Below are 22,963 nucleotides of genomic sequence, written 5' to 3' on the forward strand. Positions count from 1 at the left end.
AACCATCGGCAGGAAGAAGAACCACCGGGACATCGGGGCGCTGCCGACCGATCCCTTGGCGGCGGTGCTGTTCGACCAACCGGCCTCGCGCACCGGCGCGTCGCCGCTGTGCTGCTCCAGGGTGCTCGCCCGTTCCGGGTGCAGCTCGGCCGTGACGTGCACGCGCTCGCCGCCGATCTCCAAGGTCCGGCCGCTGCCGACGAACGATTCGAACTCGTTCGCCACGATCCGCCGCACGCGGGCGGATTCCTGCTCGTCCGACGTCCGCCCGAGCAGGTTCCACGCGGCGGCGACGATGCGGTCGGCTTCCTCGATGGGGCGGCGCTGACCGCCCGGGCCGAACCCGCGTCCTTCGCGCAGGGCGGACGGCAGCCGGCCGCCGCCGCGGCGGACCGGCGCCTCGGGATCGGGCCGTTCGGCGCGGTCGTCGGGGTCCTGCCGGGCCGGGTCGTCCCGGGGTGCTTCGTCCCGCGAAGTCGTCCCGTCCAGCGAGGTCGTCTCGTCGCGATCGCGGTCGACCGCCCCGTCGGGGTCCGGCGAACTCGTCTGGTCGCTGTCCCGCGACACCGTCTCTTCCTGATCCGGCGAAACCGTTTCGTCGCGGTTCGGGGAAGCCGTTGCGCTGGGGTCCGGCTGGGCCGAGTCCTCGCGATTCGGTTCCCGGGTGTCATCCGGGGTCTCCGGACGGGCCGGGCTCTCGGGTGCGGCCTCGATGCCGATCGCTTGCTCCGGCGCGGACTCGTCGGCTTCGCGGGTGGTGTTCTCCGCGACCGGCTCGGACGGCGACAGGAAGTCTTCGAGCGTGGAATGCGGGGCGGGCGCCGCCGCCTCCGGCGTACTGGCCTCCGCGGCGGTGGCCTCGGGCTCGGCAGTGCCGATCTCGGAGTTCTCGGTCCGGGGGCTCTCGACCTGGGCGGTCTCGGAAGTGGCGGGCTCCGATTCCGACCGCGGTTGCTCCTCCGCGCCCTGCTCGGGACGTTGCTGCGCGTGCTGCTTGTGGGGAGTCGTCTCCGCCTGCGAAACGTGTTCCGGACTCGGTTCCGGCGTGTCGTCGAGCGCGTTCGGCTGCATCCGCGGACGGCCGCCGCTCGTCGGGGTGTGCGCCGGCCCGGCGCGGAAGACCTCGCTGCTGCGCAGATTTTGCAACGCGCGCTCGAAACCGCGGTCGTCGAGCGCGGCGTGCAGCGCCGCATCGAGCGATCGGCCGGTCTCCTGCCCGAACGCCTCCCGGACCGCGTCGACCTTGGCCCGGTCCCCGCCCAGCTCGCGCAGCGCTCCGAGCACCTCGCCCTCGCTGACGTTGTCCTTCGACAGCAGGTAGCGCAGCCGCCACGCCTCGCGCGTCGGCCCCGGCACGATCGCCTCCGGGGTCAGCCCCTGGGAACGCGCTACCTCCTCGATCCGCCACATGTGCCGGGGCAGGAACTCATCGCCCGGTGCGCCGGTCCACCCCGTGCCGTCGATGTAGGAGTTCTGCATCCAGTGCGGCACGCCGGTGGTGTGGTCGTAGGCGACAGGCCGGTCCATCCGGTTGAACACCCGGCGGTTGTCGACCGGGTGGACGGTCGCGTCGTCCGGCGTTCCGTTGCGCAGCCCGATCATGAAGGTCGTTGGCATGCCCAGGTGCCTGCCGGTCTTCAACGCGATGACGCCGCCGGGGTCCTCGACGCTCCACTTGTTCGGAACGTGCACCTCCTCGCGCTGGAGATCGACCAGGTGGTGCGCCTGCTGCGGGCTGTCGACGAACTCGAGCTTGACGAAGTACGGCTCGTCCCGCTTCATCCGGCCTGGGTGGAACAAGTCCGCGACGCCGCGCGCCGCGCGGTCGCGGATGGCTTCAGCGCGCTGGGTTTCGTTCCGCAGCCCCTGCTTGGCGAGCTCGGCTTCCTCCCGCAGCCGCTCCGCCTCGGCCCGCGAATTCCGCTCCTGCTGCTCGGCAGCGAGCACCTCGTCGGGCGTCTCGACGCTGTCCTCGTCCATCAGGTCGGCGGTCAGCCGCACGACGTCGTCCTGGTCGAGGTCGGCGATCTCCTCGGCCTCGACCGCCCGCCTCTCGGCGGCCTCGGCCTGCTTGGCGTACGGCTTCAGGTACGGCGCGGTGTTCAGGTGGGTCCGCACGGTGTACTCCGGCACCTGCCGTCCCTTGTACTTGCGCGAGCCGCGCTCGAAGCGAGCCCGCTCGAAGTACTCGTCCGGCAGGCCGAAGTAGTGCCCGACCTCGTGCGCGTACCCGGTACCCGGGTCGTCGAAGGACCACGTGCCCTGGCTCATCCGGTCGCCCTCGACCAGCGAAATCGAGTCGTGCGCCTGGTCCTCGTCGACGAACTCCAGCCGCGCGTGGAACAGGTCGCCGGAGTGCGGCATCCGGTAGCCCTGGTTGAACATCGAGTCCATCGAGCGCTGCGCGCGGTCCTTCAGGTCATCGATGCGCTGACGCTGGTGCCGCAGCTCGGCTTCGGCCTCGTCGGCCTGCCGGCTGCGCCGGTCGGCCTCCTCCCGGGCCCGATCCGCGCGGTTGCGCGCCTCCACCACGCTGGGATCACCCTGCGGGGTGGACAGTTCGAGCAGCCCGGCCGCCGCTTCGGCATCCCGCGCCGCCCTTTCCCGCTTGTCGGCCGCCGCCCGGTGGTTCTCGGCCTCCTCCAGGTAGGGCGCCAGGTGCTCGTCCGATTCCAGGTGCGCTTTGAAGGTGAATTCCTGGACCCAGTCGTCGCCGACCTTGCGGCGCTGGAAGTCGTAGCGGACCGGTCCGTGTACGACGTCCGCCCGGCGCGCGTTGCCGGACATCTTGAGGTTGGCGTCCTCGGTCTCGACCGTGCTGTCCGGCATCGGCCGCCGCGTCCGGTCCAGCGCGTCCAGGTCGAGCGGGCCTTTCGGATCGAACCAGGACGCCGAGGTGACCTGGGTGTGCCGCCAGGACGGGTCGGTGACCGGAGGTTCCGCTCCGCGCGTTCGGCCGGGTCCCGCCTCGGAGTCCGCACTCGAGCCGACCGACTCAGCACTGCTGGATTCCACAATGGACTCGGTCCGGTCCGGGTCCGGCGAGTCCGCGTCGGAACGCGCGTCCGCCTCGGTCATCTCGGCGTCGCTGTGCGCCGACGCGGAGTCCGCGCCGGACGCGACCTCGGTGCTGACCGACTCCACCTCGGTCATCTCGGCATCGCTGTGCGAGTCGGTCGCGTCCGCGTCGGTCATCTCGTCGTCCGACTCCGCGCGCGGCCGCCGCGGCCGGGTCGCGGGCTGCTGCGGCTCGAACGTCAGTACCTGCTCGTACGCCGCGGCTCCGGACTCGCTGCCGGAATCGGACCGGCCGTCCATGTCGACATCGCTGTCGCTGTACTCGCCGTCGCTGCTGGAGTTCTCGTCGCGCGGGTCCACGAGGGCCGGCTGCGCATCCACGAACTGCTGGATCACCGGCGCGTCCGCCGCCAGCATCCGCGCGAGATCGGTCTCGCCGCGGGAGGCGGAGGTCTTCTGCTGGAACCGGACCCAGCCGCGCGGGTCCGGCTGGAACCGCAGGGTGCCGTCCGGCATCGGCACGTTCTTGCCCGCCAGCAGCCGCCCGTCCGGGGTCTGGACCACGTTGGCCGCGACGTAGATCGGGGCCTTCGTGCGGAAGGTCAGCGAGTCGAGCCAGTCCGCTTCCACATCCGCCGCGAACGGGTTCGGCGCGCCCGGATCGGCGTAACCGGCGTTGGAGTCCTCGTTGAGCAGCCCGGGGATCGCCAGCACCACGGCCTTGCCGTTGCCGACGTCGCGGTTCGTGATCACGTCCACGAGTTCGTCGCCGTCGAGCGTCTCGCCGTCCCAGCGTTCGAACGTGCTGGGGTCGCCGTCTTCCGGGTGCGCCACCACGAGGTCGGTGTTCGGGAACCGCGGCAGTCCCGCGACGGCCTGCATGACGTCTGGCACCGGCTGCTCGAAGTACGGCAGGTACACCCCGCCCGCACTCGGCATCGTCACGCTGTTCGCACGGCCGTAGAAGTCGCTGCCGCTGGTGCCCTCCCACGGTTCGGTCCACGCCAGCAGCCGCACGGCCTGCCGCTGCGCCTCCGGGCTCAGCGGCAGCAACTCCAGGAAGTTCTGCAGCTCGGGCAGTTCCGCGCCGCCCATGCCGAGCAGCCCGGGATCGGTCATCAGCTCGTTCAGCCGCGGGTAGATCGACGGGTCTTGCGCTGCCGCGAGCATCGCCGCACTGATCTCGGTGCGCACCTGCCATTCCGCCGGGTCCAGGCTGCCCGCCCAGAACCGGAACTCGACCCGGTCGGAGCCGGTGCCCTCGAGGTGCGCGAAGTTGATCGCGTCGTGCTTGCCGCGGTTTAGCATCCGCAGGTCGGAGTACGAGGTGACCTCGGCCGGGTTCATCGGCAGCGGGTTCGGCCCGACGTAGTCCATGACCCGCGCGCGGCGGCCGTTCGGGTGGTTGCCCAGCCGGTAGGTCAGCGACTCGAAGCTCTTCTGCAGCTGCGCCAGCCGCACGTACTGCTGCGGCGTCAACTGCGCGTCGAAGCTGAGGTTGATGTGCCCGCCGGTGATCGCGGCGTCGCCCGATTCGGCGCGCACGTGCCCGAGAATGTCGGCGAATTTCGCCCAGGTTCCCGGGTTCTGCCCGGGCCGCATGATCTCCGTGACCAGCTCGGCGGTGTTCAGATCGGACTCCTCGCGCACCAGGGCGGATTTGCCCGCCTCGTGCGCCGCGCCGACCCGCGTGCTGCCCGCGTCCAGCAGGTCCGTCTGCTCCCCGAGGAATCCGAGGTTGCGCAGCTGCGCCACAAGCCTGCGCGCCCGCGCTTCGAACCCGCGCCCGGGCAGCTGGAACTCGACTTCGAATCCGGCCTTGAGGTCGGTCCGCGAACTCACGCCGCCGGGGATGCCGTCCCGTCGGAACACCAGCGGCGATTGGTGGCGCTGGGCGGCATGCCTGGCCGCGGTGAACTCCTGGGAAAGCGCCGCGGAGCGGAGCCCGCGCGCCTGATCCGCAAGCGCCTCCAGCTCGCGCGACCGATCGCGCAGGTGCGCGACCGGCGCACCGGCCAGCGAACCGAGCAGGCCCGACCACATCGCGGTGCGCTCCCGCAGCTGCGGCACCGCGTCCGGCGGCAGCGCGGCCACGTCCCTGCGCAGCTGGGCGACCTTGGCGGAGAGCTCGTCATGCATCCGGGCGCGGGCCCGGTCCTGCGGCGTCGGGTCCGGGGAGGAGTCGCCGGACCTGCCGGAATCGGTCTCGCCTTCGGCATCCACCGAACTCCCGGCCACGTCCGGGTCGGTCTCGCCCTCGGCGTCCAGCGAACTCCCGGCCACATCCGGGTCGGTCTCGCCCTCGGCATCCAGCGAGCTGCCGTCCGGCTCCGCGTCGTCCGGACGCGCGGATCCGCCAGGGGCCAGGAAGTCATCGAGCGACATCGGTGCGGCGGAACGGCCGGGGTCGCCGCCCATCGTCACCGACCGGCCCGCGAACGCATCGTCGGCGGTGCCGGAAGCGCGGTGCGGGTAACCGGCCCCGACCTCGGCCGCATCCGCGGCGTGCGACAACCCGACCATGTCCACTTCGGCGGAGGTCAGGTCCTGCCCGCGTCCGAACGGGACGGCCGGACCCGGCTCGGCGGGTACGTCGGAACCCATCGCCGGCAGCCGCTGCGGGTCCAGCGGACCGTCGTCGATCAGCTGCGCGAGGTCGCTCCTGCCGGTGGGGACGGCCCGGCCGTCCGGGTGGTACTCGACCCACCCCTGCGGGTCCGGCTCGAACCGCACCGTGCCGTCCTGCTGCCGCAACGCCGAGCGAACGGCGAGCAACCTGCCGTCCGGCGTCATCGCCACCTTGGACGCCGCCAGCACGGGCTGGCCGCCGGACTCGACCATCGGCCGGAACCAGGGAGTCTCCGCCACCCCGGAAATCGCCAGCACGGTGCGGTTGTTCAACCCGACGCCGCGCTCCCTGATCACGTCGGTGAATGGGTCGCCGGGCAGGGCATCGCCGTTCCAGAGCTCGACCTGATCGGTGCCCGGCCGCAGATCCGCCAGCACCAGGTCCGTGTCCGGGTAGCGCTGCACCGTCCGGGCCACTTGCACCGCCGCAGATACCGAGTACCGCTGCCGCGGGTAGAACAGCCCGTCGGTGCCGATGCTCAGCGTGCTCGCGCGGAAGTGTTCGTCGTTGCCGCCGGTGGGCCGCCACGGGTCCGTGCTCGCGAACAGCTCCACCACCTGCTGCTGCGCCGCGGGGCTCAGCGGAACCAGGTCCAGGAAGTCCATCAGCAGCCGCGGCTGGTCGACGTCCCCCCTGCCCAGCAGCGGCGGTTCGGTCAGCAGCTCGGCCAGTTTCGCCCGGATCGACGGGTCCTTCGCGGCCAGCAGCATCGCCGCGCTGATCTCGGCGTGCACCTGCCACACGCCCGGATCGAGGCTGGCCGCCCAGAACCGGAACTCCACGCGGTCATCAGGCGTGCCGTGCACGTGGTGGAAGTTGATGGCGTCGTGCTTGTTCCGGCTCAGCGCCGTGACATCGGCCCAGGTGCGCACCTCGGACGGATCCGGTGGCAGCGGGTTCGGTCCGGTGAAGGTCAACGACCGGTGTTCCAGCCCGCGCGGGTTGTTGCCGAGCCGGAACAGCAGCGGCTCGAAGGCCTTGCCCAGTTGGGCGAGTTGCCCGTACTCGCCGGGTGTCATCCCGCCAGCGAGGCTGACGTTGACGTGCCCGCCGCTGTTCGCGGGGTTTCCGCGCGCCTGCCCGCCGATGTCCAGCAGCTTGGCGACCCAGTTCCACGTCCCGGGGTCGTCGCCGGGCCGCAGCACCGGGGAGACCACCTCGACGGTGTTCTCCTCCGAGGCCCCTTCGACCAGCACCCAGGAGTCCTGCTCCAGCCGCTCGCCGACCACCTCGTCTTCGGCGTCCAGCAGCGCCGGTTCGCCGTCCTCCCGCTCGATGAAGCCCTCGCGGTGCAGGTGCTGCGCCAATGCTTCGGCACGATCGTCGAAGCGCTCAGCGGGCAGCTGGTACTCCACCTCGAACCCGAGCCGCACGTCCTCCCGGCCGGTGGCAGCACCGGGCAACCCGTCCGCGTGGAAGATGACCGCGGGCTGTCCGGCCGCGACGCGCTGTCTGGCGTCGGCGTGCACCTTCTCGGCCCAGCTCGCGCGCGCTTGGTGCAGCAACTCGCCGGCGGAGCGTTCGTAGCCGCGCAGCGCATCGGCTTCGGTGCGCTCGAGGATGGCGTTGCGCGCCGTTGCCCATTGCATGATCTGCCCGCGCTGTTGCGGCAACGCATCGCCGGGCAATGCGTTCAGGTACTGCTGGGCCCGTTGCAACGAGTCGTCGATTCGGGAAGCCAGCTGCTCCTTCTCGTCACCTCGCGGATCGAGCGAAGCGAGCGCGCGGTTCAGGTCGGCTTCCCCGGTGGCGACCGAGCCTGCCGCGGAATGCTGCACCCAGCCCTGCGGGTCCTGCTCGACCCGTACCCGGCCGTCCGGACCGACGGTGTGCCGGACCGCCACGAGGCGACCGTCCGCGGTGAACGCCGGCCGCGGTGCGGTCAGCACCGTGTCGAAGGAGTCGGTGAAACCGGGGAACCAATTGGTCCGCGCAGCGCCGGACATGGCCAGCACCACCGGCTTGCCGTGGCCGATCCCCCGGTAGCGGATGTTTCCGGCGAACAGGTTGCCGTCCAGCGTTCTGCCGTTCCAGAGGCCGATCCGGTCGGTACCCGCTGCCAGGTCGGCCAGCACCAGGTCGGCACCCGGGTGACTCTGCGCGGTCTGCGCCACCTGCACGGCCGTGGCGACCGGCTGGCCCGCGGCCGGGAAGTACAACCCGCGGTCCCCGGGCAATCCGACCGTCTGGGACCGCAAGCGGAAGTCGCTGTTGCCGTCGCCCTTCCACGGGTCGGTCGCCGCGAACAGCTCCACCGCCTGCTGCTGCGACTGCGGACTCATCGGCAGCAGGCCCAGCAACTGCGCCAGCTGCGGCAACCCGGCGGGCGAGTGGCCGAGCAGCAGCGGATCGGCCAGCAGCTGCTCGAGCTGCGCATCGATCGACGGATCCTTGGCCGCCGCGAGCATCGCCGCGCTCAACTCGGCGTGCGCCTGCCACACGCCCTTGTCGACGCTGCCGGCCCAGAACCGGAACTCCACCCGGTGCGCAGCGGAGTCCGGCCCGACGTGCTGGAAGTTCAGGGCGTCGAACTTGCCGCGGCTGAGCTTGCGCACGTCCTCGAACGAGGACACCGCCGAAGGATCGGGCGGCAGCGGGTTCGGCCCCACCAGCTTGATCGGCCGCTGGTTCGCGTGGTTCGGGTAGTTGCCCAGCCGGTACAGCACCGACTCGAACACCTTGCCCAGCCGCGCGAGCCGCAGGTATTCGGGCGGCGTCAACATTTCGGTGGAGCTCACGTTGACGTGGCCGCCCATGTTCTCGGCATACCCGTCGGCATCCCAGACCAGGTCCATGACGTCGCCGAAGTTCTCCCAGGCCCGGGGTTCGGCACCGGGAGTCAGGACCGGCGAGACCAGCTCCACCGCATCGAGGTCCGAGGTTTCGGTGAGCATCGCCCACTTGCCCTCGCGGTGGGCTTCCTCCACCTCCGCGTCCCCGGACTCGAGCAAGCCCTGCTCGTCTTCCCAGTTCGTGAGGTCGCGCTCGGCGAGCTCGTTGCCGAGCTCGTTCACCTTCTGGTCGAAGTCCGCGCTGTCGACCTGGAACTCCACCTCGAAACCGAACTGCACGTCCGGGCGGGAGCTGACCCCGCCGGGGACACCGTCGCGGTAGAACTGCGGCGATACTTCGCCCAACTGCGCGCGAGTGTTCGCGGCCTCGCGGTGGATATGCGCGATCTGCTGGGAACGTTGCGCGGCCACCTGCTCGTGCAAGCCGTGCGCGCCGTCCACCATCGTCCGCAGCCGGCTCGTGGGCGTTCTGCTGAACGTGCCGCGTTCCGCTGCCTCCTGCCAGGTGGCGACCTGCTCGCGCAGACCGGGGAAGAACTGTCCCGGCAGCACCGCCAGGTGCCGGGACAGCGCGCCGGTCAGACCCGCCAGTCGGGAAGTCAACCGGGCGTGTTCGCGGGCGTCGCCGGGCAGCTGAACCCGATCGCCTTCCTGCGACCCGAGCTGCTCCGGGTCGGCCCGGTGCACCTCGCCCGGCGGGGCCTGCTGGGTACCGGTGATCAGTCCACCGCCGTTGCCGGGTTCCTCGGGCTGCGCGCTGAAGACGTTGCTCATCCCGAGGTTTTGCAGCGCGCGCTCGAAGGACCGGTTCTCGAGCGCGTCGTGCAGCGCCGTGTCCAGCGACTGGCCGGTGTCGTCCAGGAAAGCGGCCCGGACCGCTTCGTACGCCGCGGGGTCCTGGCCGAGCCGGGCCAGCTCGCCGTACAACTCGTCGTTGCCCCGCGGGCGCTGCGACATCAGGTGGGCCAGCCGCCGCGCCACCCGCTGCGGCCCCGGAATCACCGCGTCCGGGCGCATTCCCTGGTCCCTGGCGAACTGCTCGATCTGCCACAGGTGCCGGGGCAGGAACGCCCCGTTCAGGTCCATCAGGGAGTCGCCGCTGAAATGGTTGTTCCGCGCCTGGTGTCGAACACCGGTTTCGTGGTCCCGGCCGGTGGGTTGATCCTGCCGGGTCACCGCCAACCGCACATCCAGCGGGAGATCCCGCACACCGCTGGCATCACCGGAGATCAGCTCGGCCGCGAACCCGGGCGAGAGGTGCCCGGCGACCTTCAAGCCGATGCCCCGGTCGTTCTCGCCGATCCCCCAATCCTCGTCGATCAGCATCGCGTCACCGCGCACCCGGCGGGACAGGTGCGCCTGCGCGGGATCGTCGGTGAACTCCAGCTTCGCGAAATACCGCGCGTCGGGATGCATCCGCTCGGGGCGGAAGAAGTTCTCCGTCCCGCGCGCCGCGCGGTCGCGCAGCCCGTCGACCTGCCCGATGGCGTCGGTGAGTTCCCACTGCGCTTGATCGGCCAACTCGCGCGACTGCTCGGCCTGCACTTGAGCGGCGGAAGCATCGGTCTGCGCGTCGGCCACGCTGATCAACAAGTCGACCGAAGCATCGCCGGTCACCATCGAGGCGAGTGCCTGTGCGTACTGCTGTTGCTGCGCGGCCCGCTGCTCGTCCGCCGCTGCCCGCTCGGCGGCCGCAGTGGCCTGCTCGCGGTACTGGGCCAGGTACGGCTCGGCGTCCAGGTGCACCCGGATCCGGTATTCCGGCAGGAAACCGGGGCCGTCCGGAGTCCGCCTGCGGCTGAGGTCGATGCCCTGCGCGGTGATCGCCTCGTCGGGCACGCCGAGCTGCCGGGCGACCTGCTCGGCGTATCCGGCCGGGTCGGCGTTGACGTCCCAGTCCAGCCGGTTCATCGGCCTGCCGTCCGTCGGATCGATGGCCAGGTGCGCCTGCGCCGGATCGTCGACGAACTCCAGCCGCACCTGATCACCGGCGGGCTGCCGGTTCAGCAGGCTCGCGACACCCTGCTGGGCACGCTGCTTGAGCCCGTCGAGCTGCTGCTCCTTGGCCGCCAACTCGGCCGCCGACGAGTTCGCCCGCTGCCGCAGCTGGTCCGCGAGCTGCCGGGCATCGGCGGCCGCCCCGCGCGCGGCGGCCACGACTTCCGGCGCCGAGCCCGGTGGGAGCGAGTCGGCATCGGACTCGTTGAACAGCGACGTCATCAACTGCGTGGTGGCCTGCGCGTCGTCGTGCGCGGCCTGCTCGCGCGCCGCCGCGAGGAACGCATCGGAACGCAGGTGCGCCTTGACCGTGAACTGCTGCGCGAACCGGCCCGGCTGCACTTCGACGCGCTGGTAGTCGTAGGGCGCGGCCCGCCTGCGCCGCAGTTCGAAACCGGCCTCGCGGCTGTACTCGTCGGTCAGTCCGGCCCAGTGCCCGACCTCGTGCGCGTAGGTCTCCGGTAGGCGCTCGATCTGCCAGTTGGACTGGTTGAACGCCCCGCCGTCGGTGACCGTGATCGACTGGTGTGCCCGCGCCGGATCGTCGGCCCACTCCAGCCGCAAGTGGAACTGGTCACCGGATTGCGCCATCCGGTAGCCCCTGTTGTACCGGTCCGCGACGCCTTCCAGCGCACGCTGCTTGAGCCCGTCGACCTGCTGCTGCTTGGCCGCCAGCTCGGCCGCCGACGAATCCGCCCGCTGCCGCAGCTGGTCCGCCAGCTGCCGGGCATCAGCGGCCGCCGCGCGCGCGATGACCGCGGCCGGAGTTCCGGGCAGGTTGCTCTGCTCCGCCCAGTCGGCCTCCATTTCGAGCAGTCCCGCCGTCAATTCCTGCGACGCCGCCTGCACATCGTCCTGCTCGCTCGCAGTCCGGTACGTCTGCAGGAACTCGGTTTCGCGCAGGTGCGCCTTGAACGTGAGCTCCTGCACGAACCGGCCCGGCTGCACCTCGATGCGCCGCCAGTCGTAGTGGGCTGGCCCCCTGACGTTCCACGACCTGATGTGCGTGCCCGGCGCGTTCGAGTTCTCGACCCGATCGCTGCTCATCTGCGGGAGCAGCCGTTCGATGTGCACCGTGCCGTCCGGGATCGGTTGCCGCAGATGCTCCCAGGACTCGGGGTGCAGCGGATCGGACAGCGGCTCGAACCAGCGCGCCGTGCGCTGCTCGGAATACCGCCACGAGCGGTCCTCGACCGGCGCCTCCCGCTCCGGTCGCAGGTCGGCGGGCTGGTCGACGGGGGTCCGGCCGACATCGTCCGGCCGGGCCGCCGAAGTCGGCGAGCCGCCATCGGACGAGCCGGATTCGTCCGCGGACGGACCGGAGTCCATCGAGATGTCGCCGTCCTCGTCCAGCGTCGGAGCAGCGGGACTCTCCGGAAGGTTCAGGAATTCGTCCGCGGCCCGCTCGCTGTCGAAGGCGCTGTGCTCGGACGCGGGCCGATCGTCGAGTTCCATCGCCTCGGCGGGCCCGCGCAGGCCGAGGTCGTCCGGGCCGAGTTCGGTGAGCGCGGTCTTGCCGGTGGGTACCTGCTCGTTCGCCGAATACCGGACCCAGCCCTGCGGGTCCGGCACGAACCGCACTCGTCCGTTGCCGTCAGCGACCGGCCGGGACGCGGTGAGCTGACCCGCCCGGGGCACCACGTTCGCCGCGGCCAGCACCGGCTGGTCGAAAACGTGGGCCAACTGCTGCACGAACCCGGTTCCGGCCGGTCTGGCCAGGGTGGCCAGCACCACCGGCCGGTCCCGTCCGATGCCCTGATCGGCGAGCATCCGGGCGAAGACGTCGCCGGGCACGGTCGTGCCGTTCCAGAGCCGGACCCGGTCCCCGCCGGGTGTCAGGCCGGCCAGCACCAGATCCGCGTCCGGGTGGCTGCGCACGGTCCGCGCCACCCGCGCGGCGTCCTGCACCGAGTAGGCCTCGCCAGGGAACAGCAACCCCCTGCCGCCCGGCAGGCCCACGCTCTGCGCGCGAGCTGCCGGGTCGTTCCCGCCGTCGTCCAGCCACGGGTCGGTCGCGGCGAACAGCCGGACGAGCTGCTCCTGCGCGTGCGGGCTCAACGGCAGCAGTTCCAGCAGGTTCAGCAGCTGCGCCAAGTCGGCGGGGCCGCCGCGCAGCAGCAGCGGTTCGGCCAGCAGTTCGTCCAGCCGCGCGTGGATGGAGCGGTCCTTGGCCGCCGCCAGCAGTGCCGCGCTCAACTCCGCCTGCGCCTGCCGCACGCCCGGATCCAGGCTCGCCGACAGCTGGCGGAACTCGACTCGATCGTTGCCGGAGCCCGTGACGTGCCGGAAGTCCAGCGCATCATGCGGGCCCCCGTTCAGCCCGCGGACATCGCCGGGCGAAGTCACCGCAGCGGGGTCCGGCGGCAACGGGTTCGGACCCACCGCGTTGAGCCCGCGTGCAGCGCCGCCGGACTGGTTGCCCAGATGGAACAGCACCGGCTCGAACGCCTTGGCCAGCTGCGCCAGCCGGGTGTGTTCGGGCGGGGTCAGCGGCGGGCGCGAGAAGCCTTCCCGCGCGCTCGCAGGGATGTTCTCGACATGTCCGCCCGCGGCCTGAACCTCGTCGAGCGCCTTGGTGAAACCGGACCACGCACGAGCATCGTGACCCGGCCGCAACGGCGGCGGCACCAACCGCACCGCACCGGAACCATCGGCGACCATCGCCCACTCGCCCCGCGCATTCGCCTCCCGAACCGCGGAAACCACCGCCGGATCAGCCGCATCCGGCAACCCACGACCCGGCGACCACGAACCCAGCACACCGGCATCCACCAACCGCTGCCCCAGCCCATCCAGCCGAGCAGCGAAACCCTCCTGCGGCAGCCGGAAAACCACCGGCAGGTCGACGGCGGGCGTGACCGGCTGGGTGAAGCCGATCCCGACGCTGCCGGGGACGTTCTCGGTGCGTCCGCCCGCGGCCCGGACTTCGTCGAGCACCCCGGCGAAATCCGACCACGCACGAGCATCGTGACCCGGCCGCAACGGCGGCGGCACCAACCGCACCGCACCGGAACCATCGGCGACCATCGCCCACTCGCCCCGCGCATTCGCCTCCCGAACCGCGGAAACCACCGCCGGATCAGCCGCATCCGGCAACCCACGACCCGGCGACCACGAACCCAGCACACCGGCATCCACCAACCGCTGCCCCAGCCCATCCAGCCGAGCAGCGAAACCCTCCTGCGGCAGCCGGAAAACCACCGGCAGGTCGAGCGCCGCGGCACGGCGCGAGCTGACCCCGCCGGGCAGCCCGTGCCGGTGGAAGCCCGGGGACGCCGCACCGGAGTGGTTCCGCTCCTGCTGCGCCTGGCGGAAGATCTCGCCGACCTGCGCGCCGCGTTCCGCGCGCACCTCGCGCAGGACGCGCTGCGCCCTGCGTTCGAACTTGCGCAGCTCGTCGAGGCTCAGCCGGTCGAACATGCCGGGCTGCACCTGGGCGGGCCACGCGGAGACCTGCGCGCGCACCCGGGGAAGCGCGGACGGCGGCAGCACGGCCAGGTTCCGGCGCACCTGGCCGATCAGGGTGCCGATGCCGGAGGCGAACCGCGCCCGGTCGGACTGCGAGACGAGCGGGACGGACGGCGCGTGCGAAGCCTCGCCCGGGTTCGCAGCCTCGCCCGGGTTCGCAGCCGTGCCCGGGCCGGAGCTCGCGCCGTTATCAGCGGTGGAACCCCGCTGGTCCGCCGATTCCCCGCTCAGGCGCTCCAGCAAGCCACGGGTCTCTCGCACCATCGCGCGGAGCGCGTCCGCCGGGAGGTTGTTGAACACCCCGCGGCTCGTTGCGTCCGGCCAGGACGCGACCTGCTCGCGCACCTCGGGGAACAACTGCGCGGGCAACGTCGACAGTCGCCGCTGCACCGCACCGGCCAAGCCGGACATCTCGCCGACCAGCGACGCCCGCTCGTCGGTGTTGCCGGGCAGCAGGACCCGGTGTCCTTCCTGCGAGCCGAGTTCCGCCGGATCCGCACGGTGAACCACACCATCACCCAGCCGGGAAACCCCCGCATCGCCATGGAGCTTGACACCACCGCGCTCGAACAGCTCCGGACGACCGACCGAGACCCGCTGCTCACCGACATGCGCGGACAAAAGCTCCCGCAATCCCCGCGACACGGCCGAATTCACCGCATCACCCAGGTTGCAGCTCAACCACAGCAACGGCCGCTGCTGCGACCACGCCCCACCAGCACGACCAGCACTCAACAACAAACCGGCCATCTGCTCGTGATCAAGCGAGTGCAACTGCCCCGACTTGGCGCGCACCACGAACCGGCCATCGGCGAAATGCGCCGCCGCCGCGTAAGGCTTCGCGCCTTCGGGGACGCCGTAAAGCTCCGCCGCCCGCGAAGCCGCACCGTGCTCGAAAGCACCACGCATCGCCGCAGCCTCATCGGCACTGTGCGGGAACCCGAAACCGACCTCTTCACCACCCGGACCGTCCCGCAGCCCGACGATGTCCACCTGGTCAGCCGTCAAACTCCGCCCACGACCCAACGGAACGATCGACTCCGGCCCGTCGGCGGAATTCGGCCCCATCTCCACCGACCGGTTCGGCTGCACCGCGAAAAGGCCGCCGTCGGAGTCGCTGTCCGAGTCGACCGAGTCACGGCGTGCCGCCTGTTCACCACCCGAACCCCGGATCGGCATCGCGAAAAAGCCGCCGTCGGAATCGCCGTCCGAGTCGACCGAATCACGCCGCGCCGCCTGCTCACCACCCGAACCCCGGATCGGCATCGCGAAAAAGCCACCGTCGGAATCGCTGTCGGACTCCTCGTTCCTGCCCTGATTCTGGTCGGCGAACGAATCGTGCGGGACCGGATCTTCCAGTGCCTCCGGACGGCTTTCCGGGGACTCGACCGGCATGTCGCGCGCCGCGTCGACCTTCGCTTGCCAGTTCTGATCGAGCGGTTTCACCGCCAGGTCGACGGTCGTCCGCCCGGATTCCGGCACGACCACCACATCGGGACGGAGCGGACCCGGCGCGTGCTGCGCGAGACGTTCGCGGAGTTCCGACGCGACCTGCTGCGCGGCCGCCTCGTCGCCGCGGACCTCGACGGACGGCCCCGGCCCGGATTCGTGCTCCAGCCCCAGCGCCCCGGCAACCGCCGCCATCCAGTCCACTTCGGACCGGACGCCGGCGGGCAGCTCGCCCGCACCGGGACCGAGGTCCAGGCTCGTCGCGGGCGTGCGCACCGCCGCCGGTTTCACCGTCTCCGCCAGCATGTCCCGGTGCCCGGTGGGGGCCACGACGAACAGGTCGCGCGCTGCCTCGGGAAGAGGCGTGTCGTGGAACTTGCCGTCCGCCCAATAGCGGTCCGTGATCGAGCGGACCATGCCGGCCAGCTCCGGACGGTTCGCGATGAACCGGAGCGCGGCGGTGGACACCGCGTCCGGATCGGCGTGCCGCGCGAGAGCCGGGCCCACAGCGGTGCGGTGCAGGTCCCCCTCGCGATTGTGCAGATCGCGCACCAGCGTCTGGATGACCTTGCGGGTCAGGTCGGCGGACCCGGCAGGATCGCGGATCGGCGCCGGCTTCCCGACCTGATCGCTGCTCGGCCCCTGCTGCTCGGCCGGGTCGCTCATCCAGGATCCGGCGGAGTCGGGGTGCACCGCGGGCACCGTCGGAAGATCGGTTGCCTCCCGGTAGCCGAGCGCGGCCGCCACGTCGTTCAGCAGATCCGGCCCGCGCTGCATCACCGAGTACCGGCGGGATCGCATCTTGGGGGCGTCGAAGACCTGGTTGGGCAGGTCCATCGCCTCGCCGAACCGTCCCCGCTGGGTCGCGGCGAACTTCCGCTCCATGTGCTCCAGCAGGTAATCCGCCACCGGATGGTGACGGGGCATCGCGAACGCCGAATTGCCGATCAGCTTCTTGCTGGTCGTCAGCAGCGCCCAGGCTTCCGGCGTGCGGGCGACCGCCTGTGCCAGGTCCGGGTCGCGCACCGTGTTGTCCCCGTCGGTGTAAGTGCCGCCGAACGCGCGGAGGATCTCCAGGCGCGCGATGTCGCTGGCACCGGCCCACCCGCGGCCGGACAGCTGCGCGGATTGGCTGTTGAAGCGGGCGGCCAGCCGCATCGGGGAATCCGCGTGGAACATCTCGTGGATGTTGACCAGGCGCACGTTGTTGCGCTGCGCCCACTCGGACATCTGCCGCACCGCGGCATGAGGGTCCGGGGAACCGTCGGTGGGTGCGGGGTTTTCCCGGGCGGCTTGGAAATCCGCGCGCGGAATGTCGGTCCACAGCACCGAAGTGCCGCCGGTGTACTTCGACGCGGCATCCCCGAAGTTGTGCCACACCGGCGCCGTACCACCGGAGGGCAGGACCGGCCCGCCCAGCCACACCGTGTGCAGCAGCGCGGGCATCTCCAGCTCGGCGGGAAGCGGTTCGACCGCGCCCTCCGCCCAGTCCGAGCGGGTCTGCTCGGGCCGGTGCACCGACAACACCTTCTCCGGGGCGGGCGTCAGGTCCGCGCGGCTGAGCGAGCCGGGGGCGTCGTGGGTGAGGTCGGCCGCCTCCAGCAGCGACCCGAGCTCCGCGGTCGTCAGCCCGGAAATGTCCACATCGGATAGCCAGGCAGGCCGATCATGCGGGCGCAGCAGGCCGAAGTAGTCCTCACCCAGCAGCGGCGCGGGCTCGGCCCGGTCCGGCCGCACGGTTTGCTCGACGTCCCGCAGCATCCGGTCCGCCGCTTCGCCGACTTCCTGCGCACGGCGCGTGGGCTGCATCTCGGGTTCGCCGGTCAGCCGGACCCGGTGTCCTTCCTGCGAGCCGAGTTCCGCCGGATCCGCACGGTGAACCACACCATCACCCAGCCGGGAAACCCCCGCATCGCCATGGAGCTTGACACCACCGCGCTCGAACAGCTCCGGACGACCGACCGAGACCCGCTGCTCACCGACATGCGCAGACAACAAATCCCGCAACCCCCGCGACACAGCCGAATTCACCGCATCACCCAGATTGCAGCTCAACCACAACAACGGCCGCTGCTGCGACCACCCCCCACCAAGACGACCAGCACTCAACAACAAACCGGCCATCTGCTCATGATCAAGCGAATGCAACCGCCCAGACTTCGCACGCACCACGAACCGACCATCCGCGAAATGCGCCGCCGCCACACCAGGCCTCACGCCCTCCGGAACGCCATACAACTCCGACGCCCGCGAAACCGCACCATGCTCAAAAGCACCACGCATCGCCGCAGCCTCATCAGCACTATGCGGAAACCCGAAACCAACCTCCTCACCACCCGGACCATCCCGCAGCCCGACGATCTCCACCTGCTCAGCCGTCAAACTCCGCCCACGACCCAACGGAACAATCGACTCCGGCGGAGTCGCACCGGAGTCCGGGACCGGGGCACCTGGGTTCTCGATGCGGGTGAGCGCGCCGGCCTCACCGCCGCGCTGGTACAGCGCGGCTTCGTCGAGGCGGAGCACGTTGGCGGCGTGCCGCGGCAAGTCGACGGGCCGCGGCCTGCCGTTCTCCTCGCGGACGAAGGTGGCGGCTTCGATCAGCGGGCCGGAAGCCGGGTGCTCGGCCAGGTGCGTGATCGCCGCGTTCCAGATCAGCGCCGGGTCGGGATGGCTGCGCACCAGGTCGTCGACCGAGGTCAGCAGCAGCTCCCCCGGGCGGTCGCGCAGACCGTCCTCCAGCATCCGGACCACGCGTCCGGTCAGCCGCTCGGTCGCCGCGCGGTCCCAAGCGGGCGGTGCCGTGATGTCCGGAGTAGTCGCGCCGTCCCGGCCGGCCCCGGTGTCACGGATCGGTCGGCTCAGCGCGTCGCGGTCGCCGAGCGTCCGCGCGGCCTCGTCCACGGCGCGCTGCTCCGACTGCCGCAGCGCGTCCAGCAACGCGCGGTAAGGAGGGACCGTTGCGCCCATCTCGACGCGCTGGGGGCTAGCGGGCCGGTGGGTCGGGTCCGGCGTCAGCGAATCCGGCGCGGCCTGCTCACCGCGCACCGTCCCGTCGTCGGCGCCCAACTCGTCGAGCCAGCTGGAGAGGCTGCCGTCCCCGGCGATCCGCGGGATCGGCGGCAGCAACCCGGGTGCCTGGTAATCCGGATCGTGCGGCCGTCCCGAACCGTCCGAAGTGGACCGTTCGGTGTCGCCAGGAACCTGATCGTCCCGCGGGCTCCGCGGATCGGGCAGTTCGTCCGCGCCGCGGGCGGGCTGATCACCGGGGCCGAGGTCGGACAGCTCGAATCCGCTCTCTTCCGGGATGTCCGGCAGCGGTTCGGGACGGGGGCGCCCGCCGCCGAGCAAGCCCCGCCAGCCGGACAGCGGGGAGTCGCCGCGGTTGCCCCGGCGGGCCGGCCGCCCCGGCTCGTGCTGCCGGTGCTCGTCGTGGCGGGCCGGCCGGTCGTCGCGCTGCGGCGGCGATTCGCCCCGCAGGCGCGCCCGCCGCGCCTGCTCCCGCGCCTGCGCGTCGCGGGCCTGCTCCGCGACGGTGAGCCGATCCCAATCCCGCTTGGTCTTCCAGAATTCCGAGCGTGCCGCGGACTCCTGCCGCTCCGCTTCGGCCACGCCGTCCCGCCCGGCGGAGTCTTCGGCGGCCCGGCCCGGCTGCGCGGAGTCGCCGTCCCGCTGCCCGCCGTCCTGCCGCTGGGCCTCCTGTCGCTGGGCCTCCTCCCTGGCCGCAACGAGCTGCTGCGTGGCTTCCCGGTAGGTCTTGCCCTTCTCCTTGAGGTCCTTGGTGGCCTGCGCCAGCTCCGGCGACAAGGTGTGGCCGGTGTGTTCGGTGGCCACGTCGTTGTACATCCGGTTGACGTAGGCGTCCCGGAACGCGACGTCCCGAGCACCGGTGGACAAGCCGCGCCACCCGTCGACCACGGACCCGACCAGCGGCATCCCGCTCGGGTTCTCCCTGGCGACCACGCGGAACTCGACGTTGTTCAGCAGCGCCCGGGTCAGGGTCTCCTCGTTGTGGATGACCGAATCCGCGGTGGGCTGGCGCTCCGCTTCGTAGGAATGCAGTTCGCCGGTCTGGGTCAGCTTGGCGGGGTCCCGCGAGGACAGCGCCATCAGGTCGCGGGCGAAGTAGCCGGAGTGCTGCCCGAATGCGTGGCGGTCGCTCGCGTGGCGCTCACCGCCCATGCCCCACGGTTCGGTTTGGCGCACCTCGCTGGTGTGTCCGGTTTCCAGTTCGGAACTACGCTCGATCTTCGGCTTGATCTTGTTGAGCAGCTCCACCGCGTCGCTGGTGCTGCCGAACTTCGGCGCGTCCGGGAAACGGACGCGCACCTCCAGCGTCCGGCCCAGCCCGTGCAGCGGAACGTTGAATCCGCCCACCGGCAGTCCGGCCAGCACCTGCGCGAGAGTGATCGACGACGTCAAGGTTCGGCTGAGCTCTTCGCTGCCGCGTATTCCGGTGTCGCCCAGCGCGCCGCGGGCGGCGTCGACCACTTCCTGGACATCGCCGAAAAAGTGCTCGCCCCACTGGCTGTCCGGCACGGGCTGCGGGTGCCCCTGCTCCTGCCAGTCCGCCAGCGCTTCCGGCGTGTGTTCCGCCTCCGGGACACGGCCGCGGCGGGTGACCTGGCCGTACCGGCTCTCCGGCGCAGGCAGCGATTCCTCGAGCAGCTTGGTCACCGCGACCGGCCGGTCCACCGCGACCGCGTCGGTGAAGCTCTCCTCGTTGCGCCCCACTCGCAGCTTCAGCCGCAGGTCCCCGCCGTACTCGGCGACCGGGCCGATGGTTTCGGCGGAGTGCTCGAGCCCGGTCTCCTCGGTCTCGGTGCCGGTCCGCTTGCGGAAGCCCCATCGGCTCTGCAGAGCTCCCCCGGCACCTGCCGCGCCGTAGCTGGGGTGGTGCTCCGGCCCGGTACGGATCTCGCTGCCGCGGCCGCCGAGGCGGGCGCCGAGCATCGTGCTCAACATGGTCCGGCCGCGGTTCGCCTTCTTTTCCACGCTCGGCGTGGCGAGGTTGGTGACCTTCAGCTTGTTGGCGTGCACGAGCTTGCCGTCGCCGTGCGGGGCGAACTCCGCTTCCAGCGCGAAGTGGTAGGTGTTGCCGCGGAATCGGCGTTCGTAGCGCAGCTCGGTGCGCTCGCCGCCGTTCATGGTCTGCTTGGCGGCGTCGTTGACGTCGCTGAGCAGCGTGTTCAGCAGGTCCTGGTTCTGGTGCCAGTTGCCGGCGGAATCCTGCGGCAGCAGGGCTTGCGCGACGTCCGTGCCGTAGCGCTCGGCCAGGCTGGTCCGCACCTGGCCGAGCTGGTCGCGCAGGTCGACCGGGTCGATGATCCCGCCGAGGCCGAACGACGGCCGGACGGCGCGCTGCGGGTCCAGCGCGGGCGGCACCGGCAGCGGCGGTTCGGCCGGCCCGTCCTGTTCGGCGCGCGGAGGGGGTTCGGACGGGCCCGCTTCCGCGGGCTCGCCGGGCCGCACCGGCGCGTCCGGAGCGGCCGTGCCGTCCTGTTCCGGCAGACCGGGCCGCAACTCGTCGAGCTGGTCCTTGGTCAGCCACATGAGCTGAGTGCCGGGCAGTTCGGCGATGTTGCCGCGCCGCCTGACCCCGGAGCGGTCCGGGAACCAGTTGAACGGGTCCAGATTCCCCCGGTACCTGCCCTCGGCGACCATGCCCGCGTGCACCTTGACCCGCGCCAGGTACACCGGCTGCGGCGGGTTCTCGATCCGCGTGCGATGGCCGCTTTCCACACCGCGCGTGGTCTCCGCGCCCCGTGACGTGCTGTACGGCGAGGTGTTGACCACGCCGATCCCCTGGCCCTGCGCGAGGTGCCCGTCGTGCTGCGAACCGCCCAGGTAGCCCAGGAACACCGAACCCACGAAGCCGGCGCTGGTGACGTTCCAGCCCCGCGCATGGCCCACCTTGTTCCTGGCGGTGAGCTCGCGGGACATCAGCTCGTACTCGCTGCGGGTCACCGGCGCGGAATCGTCCAGCACCGGTTTGAGCGTGGTGGCCATCGAGACGTGCAGGTTGGCGCGCGCCCGCTGGTAGGACAGCTCCGCGGTCCGGGGCCTGCTGAACCGCTGCGGGTCGGCCTCGATCCGCCGCGGGTTGATCATCGCTTGCACCGGGCGGACGATCTCCGGGACCGGGAAGCGCACGATCGGATCGTCGTTGGTGACCCGCTTCAGCAGGTCCTGGGCCATCTTCCCGAGCACTTCGCCGCCCTGGAAGCCGACCAGCCGGGCGTAGTCCAGCTTGCGGGTGGCGCCCGCGGGCAGCTCGCTCAGCGGCGGCGGATCACCGAGCTGCTGGATGACCGGTTCCGGGGAGTCCGCGTCGGCGCGTTGCGACCCGCCGGTCCGGTCACCCACCTGCTCGGGTTGCCCTGCGTGCTCGGACTGGGGACTCTCCTCGGTGCCGCGGGCGGCTTGCTCGGAGTGCGGGACGTCGCCGGCATCGCCGAGCCGGCCGCGGGAGACGAGGCTTTCCGGGACCACGAACCGGGCATCGACGGTGCTGGTGATCGGCGCGGCCGGATTCGCCAGTTTGCGGTGCCGCCCGTGCTGCTCCGGCGGCAGGTCGAGCGGGAGGCCCGCGGTCAGCGCCTGGAACTTGGGCACGTCCCTGCCGGGGCGCTGCGGCAGAACGCGGCGCAACCCCTCGCTGGGGCGCACGTACGACAGCACCTCGGCCCTCAGGTGGAAATCGGCGCGGAACTCCCGCAGCGGCTGCGGATCGACCTTGCCGTTCGCCTGCAGGCTCCCGGCCGCCCGCTTGCCTTCGGCGACGGTCTGCTTGCTGGACTCGTAATCCTGCCGATGACTGCGGGTGAAATCGGTGCGGTAGCCGCCGAAGAGCACGTTCAGGCCGCCGCCCAGCGCGGAGTAGAACCGCGTCTGAAAGCCACCGATCGCGCTCCACGAAGTGGACCGGCTGGTTTTCGCCCCGATCTTCTCGGTCGTCTTCTGGATCGTGTGGACCCGGCCCTGAGCACCGGTCTTGCTGCTGCCGTTCGCGGGGGTGTCGGCGGTGTTCGCCGCGCCGTCGGTGTTCGCCTCGCCGTCGGTGTCCGCGGTGTCGCCGGTCCTGCTGCCGTTGTCCGCGGCCGGGTCGCCGTTCGCCTCGTCGTCCCGCGCACCTACCTGGAGCGGATCGCCGTCCCGGACGTTGTCGAAATCCATCGACAACCGGATCATCGACACGTAGTCGTGCGCGAACTCCTTCGCGTACACCGGCAAGTAGAGCCCCTCACCCAGCAGGAGCGGCGCGACTTGCTGGAACACCTGCTCATCGGCGAGCACACCGGCCAGGTCCTGCTCCCGCTTGAGCGCCTCGGAGATCCTCGCGGACAGCCCCTTCGCGAAGTCCGGGTCGTCGAACCGCCCCACGAACTTGTTGCTGTCCAGCCGCTTCCCGCGCAGCGGCACGTCGCGCAGCAGATCCGCGAGCCGGTCGTGCAGTTCCCGCCCGACCGGGAACTCCGCGAGGTCGCCGACGAAGGCGTGTCCGTTCTCGACGGACTCCGGCAGGAAGTGCGTGCGGTCGGCACCGGAGCGGAACTCGCCCGGCTGGTGCCGGGCCGCCAGCGGTGTGCCGTCGAACAGCCCCGCTTCC

General features: G+C 71.3%; 1 protein-coding gene (running past both ends of the window). It reads right to left on the reverse strand.

Every position in this 22,963-nt window falls within one protein-coding gene, locus tag V1457_RS03515, for a hypothetical protein, read on the reverse strand. The gene is 48,141 nt long; 17,532 of those nucleotides lie to the left of the window and 7,646 to its right, leaving coding positions 7,647-30,609 in view (codon 2,549, partial, through codon 10,203, complete); reading right to left, the first codon wholly in view occupies window positions 22,960-22,962. Both codon boundaries (start and stop) fall beyond the window edges.

The sequence above is a fragment of the Saccharopolyspora sp. SCSIO 74807 genome (genome assembly GCF_037023755.1).
Taxonomy (GTDB): domain Bacteria; phylum Actinomycetota; class Actinomycetes; order Mycobacteriales; family Pseudonocardiaceae; genus Saccharopolyspora_C; species Saccharopolyspora_C galaxeae.